Annotated in this window: 13 protein-coding genes; 6 read left to right on the top strand and 7 right to left on the bottom strand. The window is 72.5% G+C overall.

Annotated features, from left to right (window positions below; translation table 11 throughout):
* The 3 genes from JNO44_RS07475 to JNO44_RS07465 all read left to right on the top strand — a co-directional run bounded on the left by JNO44_RS07475 (position 1) and on the right by JNO44_RS07465 (position 3,361).
* Positions 1-1,158 (top strand): aromatic ring-hydroxylating oxygenase subunit alpha, encoded by a 1,158-nt coding sequence (locus JNO44_RS07475; protein ID WP_205362425.1) that lies wholly within the window; start codon positions 1-3, stop codon positions 1,156-1,158.
* Positions 1,159-1,253: 95 nt separating this feature from the next.
* Complete coding sequence (locus JNO44_RS07470) at positions 1,254-2,819, top strand: APC family permease (protein WP_205362424.1); 1,566 nt, start codon at positions 1,254-1,256, stop codon at positions 2,817-2,819.
* Positions 2,820-2,974: 155 nt separating this feature from the next.
* Positions 2,975-3,361, top strand: a complete 387-nt coding sequence (locus JNO44_RS07465) for an ArsR/SmtB family transcription factor (protein ID WP_205362423.1) — start codon at positions 2,975-2,977, stop codon at positions 3,359-3,361.
* A 57-nt stretch (positions 3,362-3,418) separates the two neighbouring features.
* Here JNO44_RS07465 and JNO44_RS07460 read toward each other — a convergent pair whose 3' ends face one another.
* From JNO44_RS07460 to JNO44_RS07445, 4 genes are all read right to left on the bottom strand, one after another.
* Positions 3,419-4,213 carry a carbon-nitrogen hydrolase family protein gene (locus JNO44_RS07460; RefSeq protein ID WP_205362422.1) on the bottom strand — a complete coding sequence of 265 codons (795 nt, stop codon included), beginning with the start codon at positions 4,211-4,213 and terminating at the stop codon, positions 3,419-3,421.
* A gap of 185 nt (positions 4,214-4,398) precedes the next feature.
* On the bottom strand, positions 4,399-5,808 hold the full coding sequence (aspA, locus tag JNO44_RS07455) for an aspartate ammonia-lyase (RefSeq protein ID WP_205362421.1): 1,410 nt from the start codon (positions 5,806-5,808) through the stop codon (positions 4,399-4,401).
* 53 nt (positions 5,809-5,861) lie between these two features.
* Positions 5,862-6,896, bottom strand: coding sequence for an asparaginase (locus tag JNO44_RS07450; protein WP_205369470.1), 1,035 nt, complete (start codon positions 6,894-6,896; stop codon positions 5,862-5,864).
* A gap of 38 nt (positions 6,897-6,934) precedes the next feature.
* On the bottom strand, positions 6,935-7,714 hold the full coding sequence (locus JNO44_RS07445) for a FadR/GntR family transcriptional regulator (RefSeq protein ID WP_240167472.1): 780 nt from the start codon (positions 7,712-7,714) through the stop codon (positions 6,935-6,937).
* A gap of 246 nt (positions 7,715-7,960) precedes the next feature.
* Here JNO44_RS07445 and JNO44_RS07440 point away from each other — a divergent pair, with 246 nt between their 5' ends.
* Positions 7,961-9,406: a glyceraldehyde-3-phosphate dehydrogenase gene (locus JNO44_RS07440; protein ID WP_205362420.1), complete on the top strand. Its 1,446-nt coding sequence runs from the start codon at positions 7,961-7,963 to the stop codon at positions 9,404-9,406.
* Positions 9,407-9,503: 97 nt separating this feature from the next.
* On the opposite strand, the gene JNO44_RS07435 is transcribed toward JNO44_RS07440, so the two are convergent.
* Positions 9,504-10,454 (bottom strand): SDR family NAD(P)-dependent oxidoreductase, encoded by a 951-nt coding sequence (locus tag JNO44_RS07435; protein ID WP_205362419.1) that lies wholly within the window; start codon positions 10,452-10,454, stop codon positions 9,504-9,506.
* 52 nt (positions 10,455-10,506) lie between these two features.
* On the opposite strand from JNO44_RS07435, the gene JNO44_RS07430 reads away from it, so the two are divergent.
* Entirely contained in the window at positions 10,507-10,953 is a 447-nt protein-coding gene (locus tag JNO44_RS07430; protein ID WP_205362418.1) for a MerR family transcriptional regulator, read from the top strand.
* 408 nt (positions 10,954-11,361) lie between these two features.
* Positions 11,362-12,906 carry an adenosine deaminase family protein gene (locus JNO44_RS07425; RefSeq protein ID WP_235092610.1) on the top strand — a complete coding sequence of 515 codons (1,545 nt, stop codon included), beginning with the start codon at positions 11,362-11,364 and terminating at the stop codon, positions 12,904-12,906.
* 97 nt (positions 12,907-13,003) lie between these two features.
* Here JNO44_RS07425 and JNO44_RS07420 read toward each other — a convergent pair whose 3' ends face one another.
* Entirely contained in the window at positions 13,004-13,630 is a 627-nt protein-coding gene (locus JNO44_RS07420; protein WP_240167471.1) for a GNAT family N-acetyltransferase, read from the bottom strand.
* 28 nt (positions 13,631-13,658) lie between these two features.
* Positions 13,659-15,065: a pyridoxal phosphate-dependent decarboxylase family protein gene (locus tag JNO44_RS07415; protein WP_205362414.1), complete on the bottom strand. Its 1,407-nt coding sequence runs from the start codon at positions 15,063-15,065 to the stop codon at positions 13,659-13,661.
* Positions 15,066-15,192: the final 127 nt, after the last annotated feature.

Raw genomic sequence — 15,192 nt, 5'->3', positions numbered from 1 at the left:
ATGACGACCACGTCCGCCGACGCGCAACCGACCGTCCCCGAGCCCGCCGCCAGCCTGATCGCGACTCTCCCCGGCCGTTCCTACACCGACCCCGAGGGCTTCCGGCAGGAACAGGAGCTGATCTTCGAACGGCTGTGGTTCTGTGCCGTCCGCAGCGCCGACCTCGCCCGGCCAGGTGCCTTCCGCACCGTCCGGGTCGGCCGGGAGAGCGTGCTGATCACCCGCAACCGCGCCGGGGCGCTCCGCGCCTTCCTCAACGTCTGCCGGCACCGCGGCGCCCAGCTGTGCACCGAGGAGTCCGGCGAGGTCCGCCGCAACCTCCAGTGCCCGTACCACGCCTGGACCTACGACTTCGACGGCCGGCTGGTGGCCGCCCCCAACCTCCAGAAGATGCCGGACGTCGACCGCACCGAGCGCGGCCTGGTGCCCGTCCCGTTGCGGGAGTGGCTCGGCTACGCCTGGGTCTGCCTGGCCGACGACCCGCCGTCCTTCGAGGACACCGTGCGGGGCGCGGCCACCGAGCGGCTGGGCGACGTCGCCGCCATCGACCGCTACCGCACCGAGACCCTGGCGCTGGGCCGGCGCATCAGCTACGACGTGCGGGCCAACTGGAAGCTGATCGTCGAGAACTTCATGGAGTGCTACCACTGCGCCACCATCCACCCCGAACTCACCGAGGTGCTGCCGGAGTTCGCGGACGGCCTCGCGGCCCAGTACTACGTCGGGCACGGCGCGGAGTTCGCCGAGCAGGTGCAGGGCTTCACGGTGGACGGCAGCGCCGGGTTCGGCCGGCTGCCCGGCATCGACGACGCCCAGGACCGCCGGTACTACGCGGTGACCGTCCGCCCGCAGGTCTTCATCAACCTCGTCCCCGACCACGTCATCCTGCACCGGATGTTCCCGCTCGCCGTCGACCGCACCCTGGTCGAGTGCGACTGGCTGTACCTCCCCGAGGTGATCGACTCCGGCGCCGACGTCGCCAAGTCCGTCGAGCTCTTCCACCGGGTCAACGTCCAGGACTTCGACGCCTGCGAGCGCACCCAGCCGGGTATGGACTCCCGTGCCTACCGCGGCGGCGGCGTCCTGGTGCCCAGCGAGCACCACATCGGGGGGTTCCACGCCTGGGTCGCCGCGCAACTGGCCGCAGGGCGCGGCTGATTCGCTCAGGGAGGCGGCCGCCGGGATCCGCCCCGGCAGGCGTGGCGCAACACCGCGCCCACGGCGCGGAACCGGTTCGACCGAGGAGGACGGCCTTGACCGCATCCGACGACGCACCACCGGAGGACGACACCGGCCTGGCCGAGTTCGGCTACCGCCCCGAACTCCAGCGCACCCTGGGCAACTTCCACACCTTCGCCGCCGGCATCAGCTACATCTCCATCCTCACCGGCACCTTCCAGCTCTTCTACTTCGGCTACGGCCACGGCGGTCCGGCCTACTGGTGGTCCTGGCCGATGGTCTTCGTCGGCCAGCTGATGGTCGCCCTCTGCTTCGCCGAGCTGGCCGCCCGCCATCCGGTCGCCGGTTCCGTCTACAACTGGGCCAAGAAGCTCGGCAATCCGCACATCGGCTGGCTGGCCGGCTGGATGATGCTGGTCGCCTCCATCGTCTCGCTGGCCGCGGTCGCCCTCGCCTACCAGCTGACCCTGCCGCAGATCTCCACCGCCTTCCAGTTCGTCGGCGACGGCACCGGCACCTACGACACCGCCACCAACGCGGTGCTGCTGGCCGCCGCGCTGATCCTCTTCACCACCCTGGTCAACGCCTTCGGCGTGAAGCTGATGGCCCGGATCAACACCGCCGGCGTCTTCGTCGAACTGATCGCCACCGTCGTCCTCGTCGTGCTGTTCGCGGTGCACATCGTCCGTGGCCCCGAGGTGCTCCTCCAGACCCACCACACCGGAGCCGGCCAGCACCTCGGCTATGTCGGCGCCTTCCTCACCGCCTCGCTCGCCTCCGCCTACGTCATGTACGGCTTCGACACCGCCGCCTCGCTCGGCGAGGAGTCGTTGGACCCCTCGCGCAACGCCCCGCGCGCCATCCTGCGTGCACTGATCGCCTCGTTCGTGCTGGGCGGGCTGGTCCTGCTGCTCGCCCTGATGAGCGTCAGCAGCCTCGACGGCAAGGGGCTGACCACCGACGGGCTCCAGTACGTCGTCCTGGACGTGCTCGGCGAGACCGGCGGCAGGGCGATGCTGTGGTGCGTACTGATCGCCGTCACGGTCTGTGCGCTGGCCGTGCACACCGCGGCCATCCGGCTCGCCTTCGCGATGGCCCGGGACACCAACCTCCCCTTCGCCGCCCGGCTCGCCCGGGTCAGCCCGCGCTTTCGGACCCCGGTACTGCCCGCGGTGATCATCGGGGTGCTCGCGCTGGCGGTCCTGCTCCTCAACATCCGCCAGCCGCAGATCTTCTCGGTCGTCACCAGCATCGGCATCATCATGATCTACGCGGCGTATCTGCTGGTCACCGCGCCCATGCTGGTGGCCAGGCTGCGCGGCAGATGGCGGCCGGCCGGCGGCGGGCGATTCGGCCTGGGCCGCTGGGGGCTGCCGGTCAACCTCGCCGCCGTCCTCTGGGGCGCCGCCATGATCGTCAACCTGGCCTGGCCGCGCGCCGCCGTCTACAACGCCGCCCCACCGCACCACTGGTATCTGCGTTGGGGCGCCGTGCTCTTCGTCGGCCTGGTCGCGGTCGGCGGCTTCACCTACTACTGGTGCGTCCAGCGTCACCGCACCGGCGTCCTCGCCGACCACGCGGCCCGTCCCGCACCGCCCGACGGCACCGCCGCCCCGGCCGCCGCCCCGGCGCGCGACTGATCCGCCCGGCCCCTGATCCGCCCGCCCCGGCCAGGCGTCCGTGCGCCCACGGGGCCGTTCACAGGCCGGGCGGGGCGGGCAGCGGCGCCATCACACGGGAATATATGTACAGTTATTCATCTATTCCGCGCCTCCGGATCCTTAGGATGGCCTTTATGGGCCACGGAATTGATGCCAACAGCAGCGCCACCACCCGCGAACGCCTGGACGCGGTAGGGGCCGCGGACGTCGCCGCCACGCTCCAGGCCCTGTCCACCCCCTCCCGGCTGCGCATCCTCGCCCGCCTCCAGGAAGGCCCCTGCGCGGTCGGCGACCTCGCCGCCGCGGTCGGCATGGAACAGTCCGCCTGTTCCCACCAGCTCCGCCTGCTGCGCAACCTCGGCCTGGTCACCGGCGAACGCAACGGCCGCTCGATCGTCTACGCCCTCTACGACCACCATGTCGCGGAACTCCTCGACCAGGCCCTCTACCACGTCGAGCACCTGCGCCTCGGACTGCGCGACACCCCGTCGACCACCGCCGAACCCCTGGGGCGCTTCTGACGGATGAACGACGCGGGCCCCGGCCGGAACCCTCCGACCGGGGCCCGCGCACGCCACCTACAGCCGCCGGTTGTCCAGCACCGCCACGGCCCGCCGCACCCGCTCGGCCTCCGCCGGGTCCACCTCGTCCACCAGCAGCCCGGGCGCACCGCCCAGCCGCGCCCGCACCGCGCCGTCCGGGCCGATCAGCGCGCTGTGCCCCACCCCGGTCGGCGCCTTGGTGGGCGCCTCCGGATCGGCGTCCTGGTCCGGGGCGGCCTGGTCCACCGCCGCCAGCCACACCGTCGCGTCCAGCGCCCGGGCCCGCACCAGCAGGTCCCACTGCTCCCGCTTGCCCGGCCCCGCGCCCCACGACGCGGGCAGCACGGACACCGTCGCGCCGGCGTCCGCATGGGCCCGGAACAACTCAGGGAACCGCAGGTCGTAGCAGGTCGCCAGGCCCACCCGGACGCCGTCCACGTCGATCGTCACCACCCGCTCGCCCGCCGCGACGGTGTCCGACTCGCGGAATCCGAAGGCGTCATAGAGGTGGATCTTGTCGTAGGACTCCTCGACGCCGGGCCCGGTGGCCAGCAGCGTATTGGCCACCCGGCCGTCCGGTGCCGGGGTGAACATTCCGGCCACCACCGTCACCCCGGTCTCCTTGGCCACCGCCCGCACCCCCTCCGCCCACGGCCCGTCCAGCGGCTCGGCCACCGCGCCGAGCGGCACCCCGAAACGCACCATCGCCGCCTCGGGCAGCACCGCCAGCCGCGCGCCCTCGGCGGCGGCCCGGCGCACCAGGTCCGCGACCAGCGCGAGGTTCTCCTTCGGCTCGGTCGACGAGGTCATCTGGCACAGCGCGATCCGCATCGGAGCTCTCTCCTGTCGTAGCCGGTCCCGCGGCCCGTGCGGGCCGCCCTGCCCTGGACGGTACGCGGTGCCGCCCCGTGCCACATCTCCCTCTCCGGAATGGCCGGAGCCCGGCCCGCGGCGGACGCGGACCGGGCCCGGCGGAGCGACCGGGGCGGCGCACGGCCGCCCGTGCCGCGGCCGGATCAGGTCCGGCCGCCGCCCGCGCCGGCGATCTCCTCGGGGCGGAGCAGCGCGGCGAGCCGGTCCGCGGGCAACAGCCCACGCTCCAGCACGAGTTCCGCCACCCCGCGCCCGCTGGCGAGGGCCTCCTTGGCGATCGCGGTCGCCGCGGTGTACCCGATGTGCGGGTTGAGGGCGGTGACCAGGCCGATGGAGTTCTGCACGCTCTCCCGCAGTGTCTCGGTGTTGGCGGTGATGCCGCGGACACAGCGCTCGGCGAGGGTGCGGCAGGCCGCGCCCAGGTGGGTGATGCTCTCCGAGAGCGCGTGCAGGATGATCGGTTCGAAGGCGTTCAGCTGAAGCTGCCCGGCCTCCGCGGCCATGGTGATGGTGACGTCGTTGCCGATCACCTCGAAGGCGACCTGGTTGACGACCTCCGGGATCACCGGGTTGACCTTCCCCGGCATGATGCTCGAACCGGCCTGCACCGGCGGCAGGTTGATCTCCGCGAGCCCGGCCCGCGGGCCGGAGGACAGCAGCCGTAGATCGTTGCAGCTCTTGGAGAGCTTCACCGCGATCCGCTTGAGGACGCCGGACAGATGGACGAAGGCACCGCAGTCCTGGGTGGCCTCCACGAGGTTGGCGGCGGTCACCAGCGGCAGCCCAGTGATCTCCGCCAGATGCCGGCGGGCCGCTTCGGCGTAGCCCTTGGGCGCGTTGAGCCCGGTCCCGATGGCGGTGGCACCGAGGTTGATCTCGTGGACGAGGGTCACCGCCTCGGCCAGCCGGCTCTGGTCCTCCTCCAGCATCACCGCGTACGCCGAGAACTCCTGGCCCAGCGTCATCGGCACCGCGTCCTGGAGCTGGGTGCGCCCCATCTTGAGGACGTCGCGGAACTCCTCGGCCTTGGCGGCGAACGCCTCACGCAGCACGGTCATCGCGGCCAGCAGCTCCCGCACCGCGCTGACGGTGGCGATCTTGACGGCCGTCGGATAGACGTCGTTGGTGGACTGGCCGAGGTTGACGTGCTCGTTGGGGTGCAGCCGGGCGTAGTCGCCCTTGCTGTGGCCCAGCAGCTCCAGTGCCCGGTTGGCGATCACCTCGTTGGCGTTCATGTTGGTCGACGTGCCGGCGCCGCCCTGGATGACGTCGACGATGAACTGGTCGTGCAGATGGCCGTCCCGGATCTCCCGGCAGGCGGCGACGATGGCCTCGGCCTGCTCCGGGGCGAGCAGCCCGAGGTCGGCGTTGGCACGGGCGGCGGCCTCCTTGACGGCGGCCAGTGCGTCGATCAGGTGCGGATAGCCGGAGATCGACGTGCCGGTGATGGGGAAGTTCTCCGCGGCGCGCAGGGTGTGCACGCCCCAGTAGGCGTCGGCGGGTATCTCACGGTTGCCGAGCAGGTCGTGTTCGCGGCGGTGGCCGGACGTCATGACGGGGGGTTCCTTCGTGCGAGGGGGCGAGGCGGGGGAGGGGAGGGGGTGGGTCACCCGGCGGGCTGCCGGGGGCAGTCGCGGTCGGGGTCGTCGGCCGGCGCGTCGACCGCCCGCAGGTGGCCGACCTCCGCGCCGCCGCCCAGCACGGGTGCGGTGGCGAAGGGCGCGAGCACGTCGGGGTCGATGCCGCAGCGGGCCAGCGCCGCGGCCGTCACCGGCATCCGGGCGCGGTCCGCGCCGTCGGCGATCTTCACGCCGACCGCCCGGCCGTCCGGCAGCGCCGCGATCTGTACGCCCTCGAAGCCGTCCTTGGCCAGCAGCCCGGGCAGCGCGCCGACCAGCCGGGCGACATCGCGCCCGCGGCCGGAGACCAGCTCCGGGTGGGTGCGCATGGCGCCCGCGACCCGGCCCTCGTCGGTGCCCGGGGCGGCTGTCGCCAGCCGGGCCGCGGCCCGGGTCAGCCCGAGCAACGAGACCGCGAACAGCGGTGCGCCGCAGCCGTCGACGGTGACGTGGGCGATGCCCTGGCCGGTGAGCTCCGCAACGGTGGCAGCCAGCTCCCGCTGGAGCGGATGCCCGGCGTCGAGATAGCCGTCCAGCGGCCAGCCCCGGGCGCGCGCGGTCAGCAGCATGGCGGCGTGCTTGCCGGAGCAGTTCTGGGCGAGCCGGCCGGGGCCCAGTCCGCGGCCCAGCCAGGCGTGCCGCTCTGCGGTCCCGTAGGGGAGGTCGGGGACGTTGCCCAGGTCGTCCTCGGTCAGTCCGCCGTGCTGCAGGATGCGCCGGGCGGTCGCCAGATGGCGCTCGTCACCGGAGTGGCTGGCCGCGACCAGCGCCAGCGCCGCCTCGTCCAGCGGCGGCAGCCCGGCCCGCAGCAGGCCGACCGCCTGGAGCGGCTTGAGCGCCGAGCGGGGGTAGAACGCGGCCTCGGCGTCGCCCAGTTGGTACGCCACGGTCCCGTCCGCCGCCAGCACCACCACCGAACCGTGGTGGACGCCCTCGACGATGCCACCGCGGACGAGCTGGGCGACGGGCACATGGCGCGGCGTGCGGACGGGCGGGGGAGCGCACGCGGCCCCGTCCCGTATGGCCGCTGTCGGAACCGCTGCTCGTATCGGTGACGCGCTCACCGGCGCTCCCCGTCCTCACTGCCGTCGGCGTCGGCGTCGGCGTCGGCGTCGGTGGCCGGGCGGTGCGCCGGCCGCACGATGGTGGACAGCGTCGACTCGACCCGTGCGAGGTGGTGCTTCATCGCCTCGACGGCGTCGTGCTCGGACCGGTCCACGAGGGCCTCCACGATCGCCCGGTGTTCCCGGTTGGCCTGCTCACGCCGTCCGCCGACGTCGTTCAGGAACGCCGACTGGCGGGCCAGGGCGTCCCGGATCTCCTCGATCACCCGTCGGAAGACCGGGTTCCGGGCGGCCTGGGCGACCGCCAGGTGGAACAGCGTGTCCATGGCGACCCAGGCGGTGGTGTCGGTCTCCTGCTCCATCCGCTCCAGCAGGTGCGTCAGGTGGTCGAGGTCCTCCGGCGTCCGCCGCACCGCGGCGTACCCGGCGACCGGGACCTCGACGTGCCGGCGGACCTCCAGCAGGTCGCTGGCCGCGTAGTCGCCGAAGGTCGGGTCCGGCACTGCGCCGTTCGAGACGACGAAGGTGCCCTTGCCCGTGCGGGAGACCGTGAGCCCCATCGTCTGGAGCGCGCGCAGCGCCTCGCGGAGCACCGGCCGGCTGACTTCGAGGCGGCGGCACAGCTCGGCCTCGGAGGGGAGCTTGTCCCCGACGGCGTATGCGCCCCGTTCGATGGCGTCGCGCAGATGACTCAGGACGGCCTCCATCGCGCTCACGCGGCGCGGTACGGGGGCGGTAGGCAGGACACCAGCTGTCTGGCTGTCTGACAGGTTCACCCCTGGATCGTCGGTCGGGGGCGGGGGTGCTGTCAAGGGAGTGGCGGTCAGGGGTTCGCCCCGAGCGGGCGGAGCGTTCCGGCCGCCCGTCCGCCGACTCCTTGATCATTCCCCAACGTCCCTTCCGCCCAGGTGAGTTGGAGTGATCGTCGCGCCTCCGTGGCTGCCGGAGGGCACCCCCTGAAGGGGCGGATCGGCGTGGGGTTAGCATATGAGCACCGCCTAGCTCGATCGAGAGATAAGCCTGTGACTGTCAACGACGACTCGTTCACCAACTGGAAGAACCGCGAGGAGATCGCGGAGTCGATGATCCCGATCATCGGGAAGCTGCACCGGGAGCGTGACGTCACCGTCCTGCTCCACAGCCGCTCCTTGGTGAACAAGTCGGTGGTCAGCATCCTCAAGACCCACCGGTTCGCCCGACAGATCGCCGGCGAGGAGCTCTCGGTCACCGAGACGCTGCCGTTCCTCCAGGCGCTCGCCACCCTCGACCTCGGGCCGTCGCAGATCGACATCGGCATGCTCGCCGCGACGTACCGGACCGACGACCGCGGTCTGTCGGTGGCGGACTTCACCGCCGAGGCCGTCGCCGGTGCCACGGGCGCCAACAAGATCGAGTGCCGTCAGGGGCGCGACGTCGTCCTCTACGGTTTCGGCCGCATCGGCCGCCTCGTCGCCCGCCTCCTCATAGAGAAGACCGGCTCCGGCAACGGCCTGCGGCTGCGTGCGATCGTGGTGCGCCAGGGCGGCGAGCAGGACATCGTCAAGCGCGCCTCGCTGCTGCGCCGCGACTCCATCCACGGCCAGTTCCAGGGCACGATCACCGTCGACGAGGCGAACAGCACGATCATCGCCAACGGCAACCCGATCAAGGTGATCTACGCCAACGACCCGTCGGAGATCGACTACACGGAGTACGGCGTCAAGGACGCCATCCTGATCGACAACACCGGCAAGTGGCGCGACCGCGAGGGCCTCTCGAAGCACCTCCGCCCCGGCATCGACAAGGTGGTCCTGACCGCCCCGGGCAAGGGCGACGTCCCCAACATCGTGCACGGCGTCAACCACGACATGATCAAGCCGGACGAGCAGATCCTGTCCTGCGCCTCCTGCACCACCAACGCGATCGTCCCGCCGCTGAAGGCGATGGAGGACGAGTACGGCGTGCTGCGCGGCCACGTGGAGACCGTCCACTCGTTCACCAACGACCAGAACCTGCTGGACAATTACCACAAGTCCGACCGCCGTGGTCGTTCCGCGCCGCTCAACATGGTGATCACCGAGACCGGTGCCGCCTCCGCCGTGGCCAAGGCGCTGCCCGACCTCAAGGCGAAGATCACCGGCAGCTCGATCCGCGTCCCCGTGCCGGACGTCTCGATCGCCATCCTCAACCTCCAGCTGGCCCGCGAGACCAGCCGCGAGGAGGTCCTCGACTACCTGCGCGACGTGTCGCTGACCTCGCCGCTCAAGCGCCAGATCGACTTCACCAGCGCCCCCGACGCGGTCTCCAACGACTTCATCGGCTCGCGCCACGCCTCGATCGTCGACGCCGGCGCCACCAAGGTCGAGGGCGACAACGCCATCCTCTACCTCTGGTACGACAACGAGTTCGGCTACTCCTGCCAGGTCATCCGCGTCGTCCAGTACGTCTCCGGGGTGGAGTACCCGACCTACCCGGCCCCGTCGGCCTGATCGCCTGATCTCCTGACCCCGAAGCGGCCTGCCCGGACCCTGTTCCGGGCAGGCCGCTTCGCGTCAACTCGGCCACCGGCGCGGCCCGTTGGGGCCGTCAGAACGCGTGCGTGCCGGTGAGCTCCGCCGAGAGGTCCCAGAGCCGGGCGGCGGCGCCGGGGTCCCTGGCCCAGGGCTTGACCCCGCCGATGAGCATGTCCTCGGTGGCGGCCGGTTCCGCGAGGTCGCAGTCCTGGCAGTAGGCGCCGCCGTGCCCGTCGAGGAGGGGCGAGGTCGCGGCCCAGACGGCGGTCGCGGCGCCCTGCTCCGGCGTCTTGAAGCCCTCCGCCGGTCGGCCGTCGGCCGCCACCCAGCCCAGCCCCGCCCAGTCCTCGCGCGGGACGTGGCGCTGCAGCGGCGTGAGGATGCTGCCGGGGTGGACGGCGAAGGCGTGCAGCCCGCTCGCGGCGCCGAGCCGGTCGAGGTGCACGGCGAACAGCGCGTTGGCGGTCTTGGACTGGGCGTAGGCCAGCCAACGGTCGTAACCGGTCCGGAAGTGGATGTCGTCCCACCGGATGTCGGAGAGGAAGTGGCCGGACGAGGCCACCGCCACCACCCGGGCGCCGGGGGCGAGGCCCGGGCGGAGACGGTTGACGAGCGCGTGGTGACCGAGGTGGTTGACCGCGAAGTGCGCCTCCCAACCGGGCCCGACACGGGTCTCCGGGCAGGCCATGATGCCCGCGTTGGCGAGGACGACGTCGAGGGTGCGCCCGGCGTCGAGGAGGCGCTCGGCGAAGATCCGGACGCTCTCCAGGTCGGCCAGGTCGAGCGGGAGCACTTCCGTGCCGGGCACGTCCCGTACGGCCTCCCGGGCGGTGGCCGTCCGCCGCGCCGGGACGATGACGCGGGCCCCGGCGCCGGCCAGGGCGCGCGTCGCCGCCAGCCCGAGTCCCGAATATCCGCCGGTGACCAGCGCGGTGGTGCCGGTCAGGTCGATCCCGACGAGGACGTCGTCGGCCGTGCTGTGCGCACCGAATCCGGTGCCGATCTTCTGCTGCTCGGTGATCATGCGGACGACGCTAGAAGCTGGAGTGCGCGCTAGGTCAAGATACGGTGCGGGGATGAGCGAGCGCACCACCGGACTGTCCATAGGCAAGGTCTCCGAGGCGACCGGCATGAGCGTGCACGCGCTGCGGTTCTTCGAGCGGGAAGGACTGTTCCTGCGGGAGATCCCCCGGTCCGGGGGCGGACAGCGGATCTATGCCCAGGCGGACGTGGACTGGCTGGCGCTCTGCAACCGGCTGCGCGCCTCGGGCATGCCGATCGCCACGATCCGGGAGTTCGCCGCTCTCGTCCGCTCCGGTCCGGGCAACGAGCCCGACCGGCTCGCGCTGTTGCGGGAACACGAGCGGGACGTGCAGGCCAGGATCGCCGAGCTCCAGGCGTGCCTGGCGGTCATCCACACCAAGGTCGTCACCTACGAGGAGCACCTGCGCGACGGCACGGCCGCCGGACTGTGGTCGCCCATGCCGGCGGACGCGCCCCCCGGCGCTTCCCGGCGGGGCTGAGCGGCCCGCGCCGGGGAGCGCCCGGCCGGCGGTGGCACCCCCCGGACCTTCGGCCAGCGCTGGAGGAAGGGCCGGCCGGGCGCGCTCCCTGGCGCGTTTCCGCCGGATCTGCCCAGCGCTCGCGCGTGCGGTCTGTTCGAGGTGGTCGTCGTGCTGGCCCGACCACATGCCGCCCCCCCCGCGTTCAACTTCGGTCCGAGAAAGCCTGGTTCAGGATGTCCAGGACGTGGCGGGGGCGAGGCGGGCGAGACGCCGGACGGGGCATAGGGGCGATCGTCCGCCTTCGGAGAATGTGCTGAAAACCGTCTCGCCATGTTGGTGTCAGGCGGTGACGATGCGACAGTGAATCGTGATCGTCGCGCCACGAACCGTCGCCGGGTTCTCCGGACCGGTCTGGCCACCCTCAGCATGTTGTCGTTGCTCCCCGCGGTGCCCGCCGCCGCGCAGATACCCAACTCGCCAACGTCCAAGTCGAGTTCCGCCCGTCCGCTCGGCGCCGCCGAGGCCCGTACCGCCGCGTACCTGGAGTCCGTCCGCCAGGACCCGGGACGGCTGCGCGACTTCTTCCGGCAGCTGCCGAAGGGCGGTGACCTGCACAACCACCTCTCCGGTGCGATACCGACCGAGTATCTGATCACGCTCGCCGCCGAGGACGGGCTGTGCATAGAAGAGAAGACGATGACGGCGGTCACGGCGCCGTGCGGGCCGGGGAAGCGGCCGGCCGCCGACGCCCGGACCGACCGGGCCTTCCATGACGCGCTGCTGCGCGCCTGGTCCATGGAGGACTTCCCGTCGGGCCAGTCGGGGCACGACCACTTCTTCGACACGTTCGGCAAGTTCGGCGAGGTGACCTGGCGCCACCGCGGCAAGTTGCTGGCGAAGGTCGCCGACGGCATCGCCGCGCAGAACCAGTTCTACCTGGAGACGCTGGTCACCCCCGCCTCCGAGGAGACCAAGAAGGCCGCCGACGCGGTCGGCTGGGTCGACGACTTCGCCGCCATGCACCGGTCCCTGGCCGCCGACGGCACGTTGGACCGCCTGGTCGCCACCGCCCGCAAGGAAGCGGACGACGCGGACGCCGAGTTCCGCGCGACCTCGCGCTGCGGCACGTCGCACGCCGCTCCCGGATGCCGTCTGACGGTGCGGTGGAACTCCCAGGTGTCCCGGGGCAGCAGCCCCGAGCGGGTCTTCGCGCAGATGGAGGTCGGCATGCGGCTGGCCGAGCGGGACTCACGGTTCACCGCGGTCAACCTCGTCCAGCCCGAGGACGGGAAGAACGCCCTGCGCGACTACTCTCTCCAGATGCGGATGCTCGGCTATCTCCACCGGGTCTATCCGCGCGCCCACATCACCCTGCACGCCGGTGAGTTGTGGCCGGGGCTGGTCAAGCCGGAGGACCTGAAGTTCCACATCGGCGAGGCGGTGAACGTCGCCCAGGCCGAACGCATCGGCCACGGCGTCGACCTCGTCCACGAGGACGACTGGCAGCGACTCGCACGCACCATGGCCGCCCGCCAGGTGGCCGTCGAGGTCCCGTTCAGCAGCAACGCCCAGATCCTCGGGGTGAAGGGCGCCGAACACCCCTTCTCGACCTACCGGGCGTACGGGGTGCCGATCGTGCTCGCCACGGACGATCCCGGTGTCTCCCGGATCGACATCACCCACGAGTACCAGTACGCCGCCACGACGTACGACCTCGGCTACGGCGAGCTGAAGGACCTGGCCCGCGCCTCCCTGCAGTACTCCTTCCTGCCCGGTCGCAGCCTGTGGCAGGGCAACCCGACGCGGAACGGCTACCACCCGGTCGCGGCCTGTCGCGGTCAGCTCCCCGGCGGCGGAACCCCCGGTCCCGCCTGCCGGCACCTGCTCGCGTCCAGCCCCAAGGCGGCCGTCGAGTGGCGGCAGGAGACCGCCTTCGCCTCCTTCGAGCGGCACTTCGCCACGCGCCGCTGAGCGGTGACCCGTCCCGGGCCCGGCGCACCGTGCACAGCGGGGCGCCGGGCTCCGGTCCCTCTTCCCGTCGGGAGAGGGACCTTTCGCGTTGTCGTGGCTATGCGTGCCCGGCCACCGGGCCCGCGTCGGACGCCGTCGCGCCGGAGGGTTCCGCGCGGAAGTCCAGCATGTAGAAGACCTTGTCCCAGCGGCGCTCGCCGATGGCGACGAAGTCGGGGAGACGCCCGTACTCGCGGAAGCCCAGCGACCGGTACAGCCGCAGGGCGTGCGCGTTGTCGGCGCGGGCGTCCAGGGTGAGGACCTCGATGCCGGCCGCGCGGGCGTCGGCGAGCAGGGCGGTGGTCAGCGTCCGGCCGGTGCCGCGGCGGTGGGCGGTGGCGGCCACCGCGAGCTTCTCCAGATCGGCGTGCGGGCGGCTGGTCGGGCGGGTGTGGCGCAGCCAGTAGCCCAGGCCGATCAGGGTGCGCCCGGCGTATGCGGCGCGCAGGGCCCCGTCGCCGGACGTGGCGGCGGCCAGTACCCGCTCGACCAGCTCGGCCACCTCGTCCCGGCACGGCGGATCGACCCAGCCGAGCGCCGCGCCGGCGCCGACCAGGTCGGCGAGTATCCGGTGCGTCGACCCGGCGAATTCCGCGGCCAGTTCGGGGTCGGCCAGCACGCCGTGGGCGTCCAGGACGACGGGCCCGGGGCCGCCGTCGGGCTCGTTGATCATGGAGTGTCGCATGGGCGCAGCCTAGATCGTGTCCGATGGGTCATGGCCGGGTCGGTCCGTCCGCCGGCAGGTTGCGGACCGCGCGCTCCAGGGCCGTGACGATGCGTTGGACGTCCTCGGCGGTGGTCCGCCAGTTGCTGAACGCGGCGCGCAGGGCGGGCCGTCCGGCGTGGACGGTGGGGGTCAGGAACACCTCGGTGGCCAGGGCGTCGGCGAGGGCGGCGAGGCGCTCGGCGGTGGCGGAGCGGGCGAGGGTGAAGCAGACGACGTTGAGGCGGACCGGGGAGAGCAGTTCCAGGCCGTCGAGGGAGGCGACCGCCGCGCCCAGGGTGCGGGCGCCCTCCGCGCAGCGGTCCACGATGTCGCGGTGGCCCTCGCGCCCGTAGGCGCGCAGCGTGAACCAGGTGGCGAGGGCGCGCAGCCGGCGGGAGTTCTCCGGGGTGAGGTGGACCAGGTCGGGGGTGTCGCCCAGTGGGCCCAGGTATGCGGCGGCGTTCTGGAAGACGCGGGCCTGGAGGTCGCGGCGGCGGGTGAACTGGACTGCGCTGTCGTACGGGACGTTCAGCCACTTGTGCAGGTCGACGCAGAGCGAGTCGGCGAGGTCGAGACCGTCGACCAGGTGGGCGTGGTGCGGGGAGAGCGCGGCGAACGCGCCGAACGCGGCGTCGATGTGCAGCCAGCAGTCGTAGCGGTCGCGGAGCGCGGCGAGCGCACGGAGGTCGTCGAAGTCGACGGTGTTGACGGTGCCGGCGTTGGCCACGATGACGCAGGGGCCGTCCGCGTCCCGCAGGGCACGTTCCAGCGCGGCCGGGTCCACCGCCTCGCGGCCGGGCAGGGTGGGGACGGTGACCAGCGCGGACCGGCCGAGGCCGAGCAGCGACAGTGCCTTGGCCACGCTGGAGTGCGCGGCGCCGGACAGGACCCGGACCGGGCCGAGGGCGGCCGTCCCGTCCTCGGCCGGTGAGATGCCGCGCCGTTCCCCGAGCCACTCGCGGGCGATCGCCAGCCCGACCGTGTTGGACATGGTGGCGCCGCTGACCAACGCGCCCTCGTGGGCGTCCGACAGTCCGAAGAGCGTGCGCAGCCACCCCACCGTCTCCCGCTCCAGGTGCTGTCCGGTGGCGTCCAGGGACGACATGGAGTTCTGGTCCGCGGCGGCGGTCAGCCAGTCACCGGCAAGGGCGGCCGGGGTCACGCCGCCGGTGACGAAGCCGAGGTAGCGCGGGCCGGCACTGGCCGACAGACCGGGCTGCCAGCGCGCCGCGAAGTCCGCGAGCGCGTCCCGCAGTCCGGTGCCGCGCGAGGGCAGCGGCCGCGGCTCGGGGGCCGGCCGGGCGGGGACGACCGGCGCCTCGGCGAGGCCGTCGAGGAAGGCCGCGGCCTGTTCCCGGGTGGCCTCCAACAGGTCGGGCAGCGCGGCGAGATCGGCGGCGAGGTGGGGGTGCACGGTGCGCTCCGTTCGTCGGGTCGGGACGACCGAGCCCAGGGTCTGTCCGATGGGTCAGGGTCGGACAGAACGTAACCGGGGGCGGGCCCCCGTTTCCTGATCCAATTGCAGGAAAGTGGACTGGAAT

The organism is Streptomyces noursei (assembly GCF_016917755.1).
Lineage (GTDB): Bacteria > Actinomycetota > Actinomycetes > Streptomycetales > Streptomycetaceae > Streptomyces > Streptomyces yunnanensis.
The sequence above is the reverse complement of the archived record's forward strand: the minus strand, read 5'-3'. Positions and strand labels throughout refer to the sequence as shown.

Coding starts and splice junctions, on each gene's coding strand:
- JNO44_RS07435 (WP_205362419.1), bottom strand. CDS start 10,454: ATGATCACCGAGCAGCAGAAGATCGGCACCGGATTCGGTGCGCACAGC.
- JNO44_RS07420 (WP_240167471.1), bottom strand. CDS start 13,630: ATGCGACACTCCATGATCAACGAGCCCGACGGCGGCCCCGGGCCCGTC.
- JNO44_RS07425 (WP_235092610.1), top strand. CDS start 11,362: ATGTTGTCGTTGCTCCCCGCGGTGCCCGCCGCCGCGCAGATACCCAAC.
- JNO44_RS07430 (WP_205362418.1), top strand. CDS start 10,507: ATGAGCGAGCGCACCACCGGACTGTCCATAGGCAAGGTCTCCGAGGCG.
- JNO44_RS07475 (WP_205362425.1), top strand. CDS start 1: ATGACGACCACGTCCGCCGACGCGCAACCGACCGTCCCCGAGCCCGCC.
- JNO44_RS07460 (WP_205362422.1), bottom strand. CDS start 4,213: ATGCGGATCGCGCTGTGCCAGATGACCTCGTCGACCGAGCCGAAGGAG.
- aspA (WP_205362421.1), bottom strand. CDS start 5,808: ATGACGTCCGGCCACCGCCGCGAACACGACCTGCTCGGCAACCGTGAG.
- JNO44_RS07465 (WP_205362423.1), top strand. CDS start 2,975: ATGGGCCACGGAATTGATGCCAACAGCAGCGCCACCACCCGCGAACGC.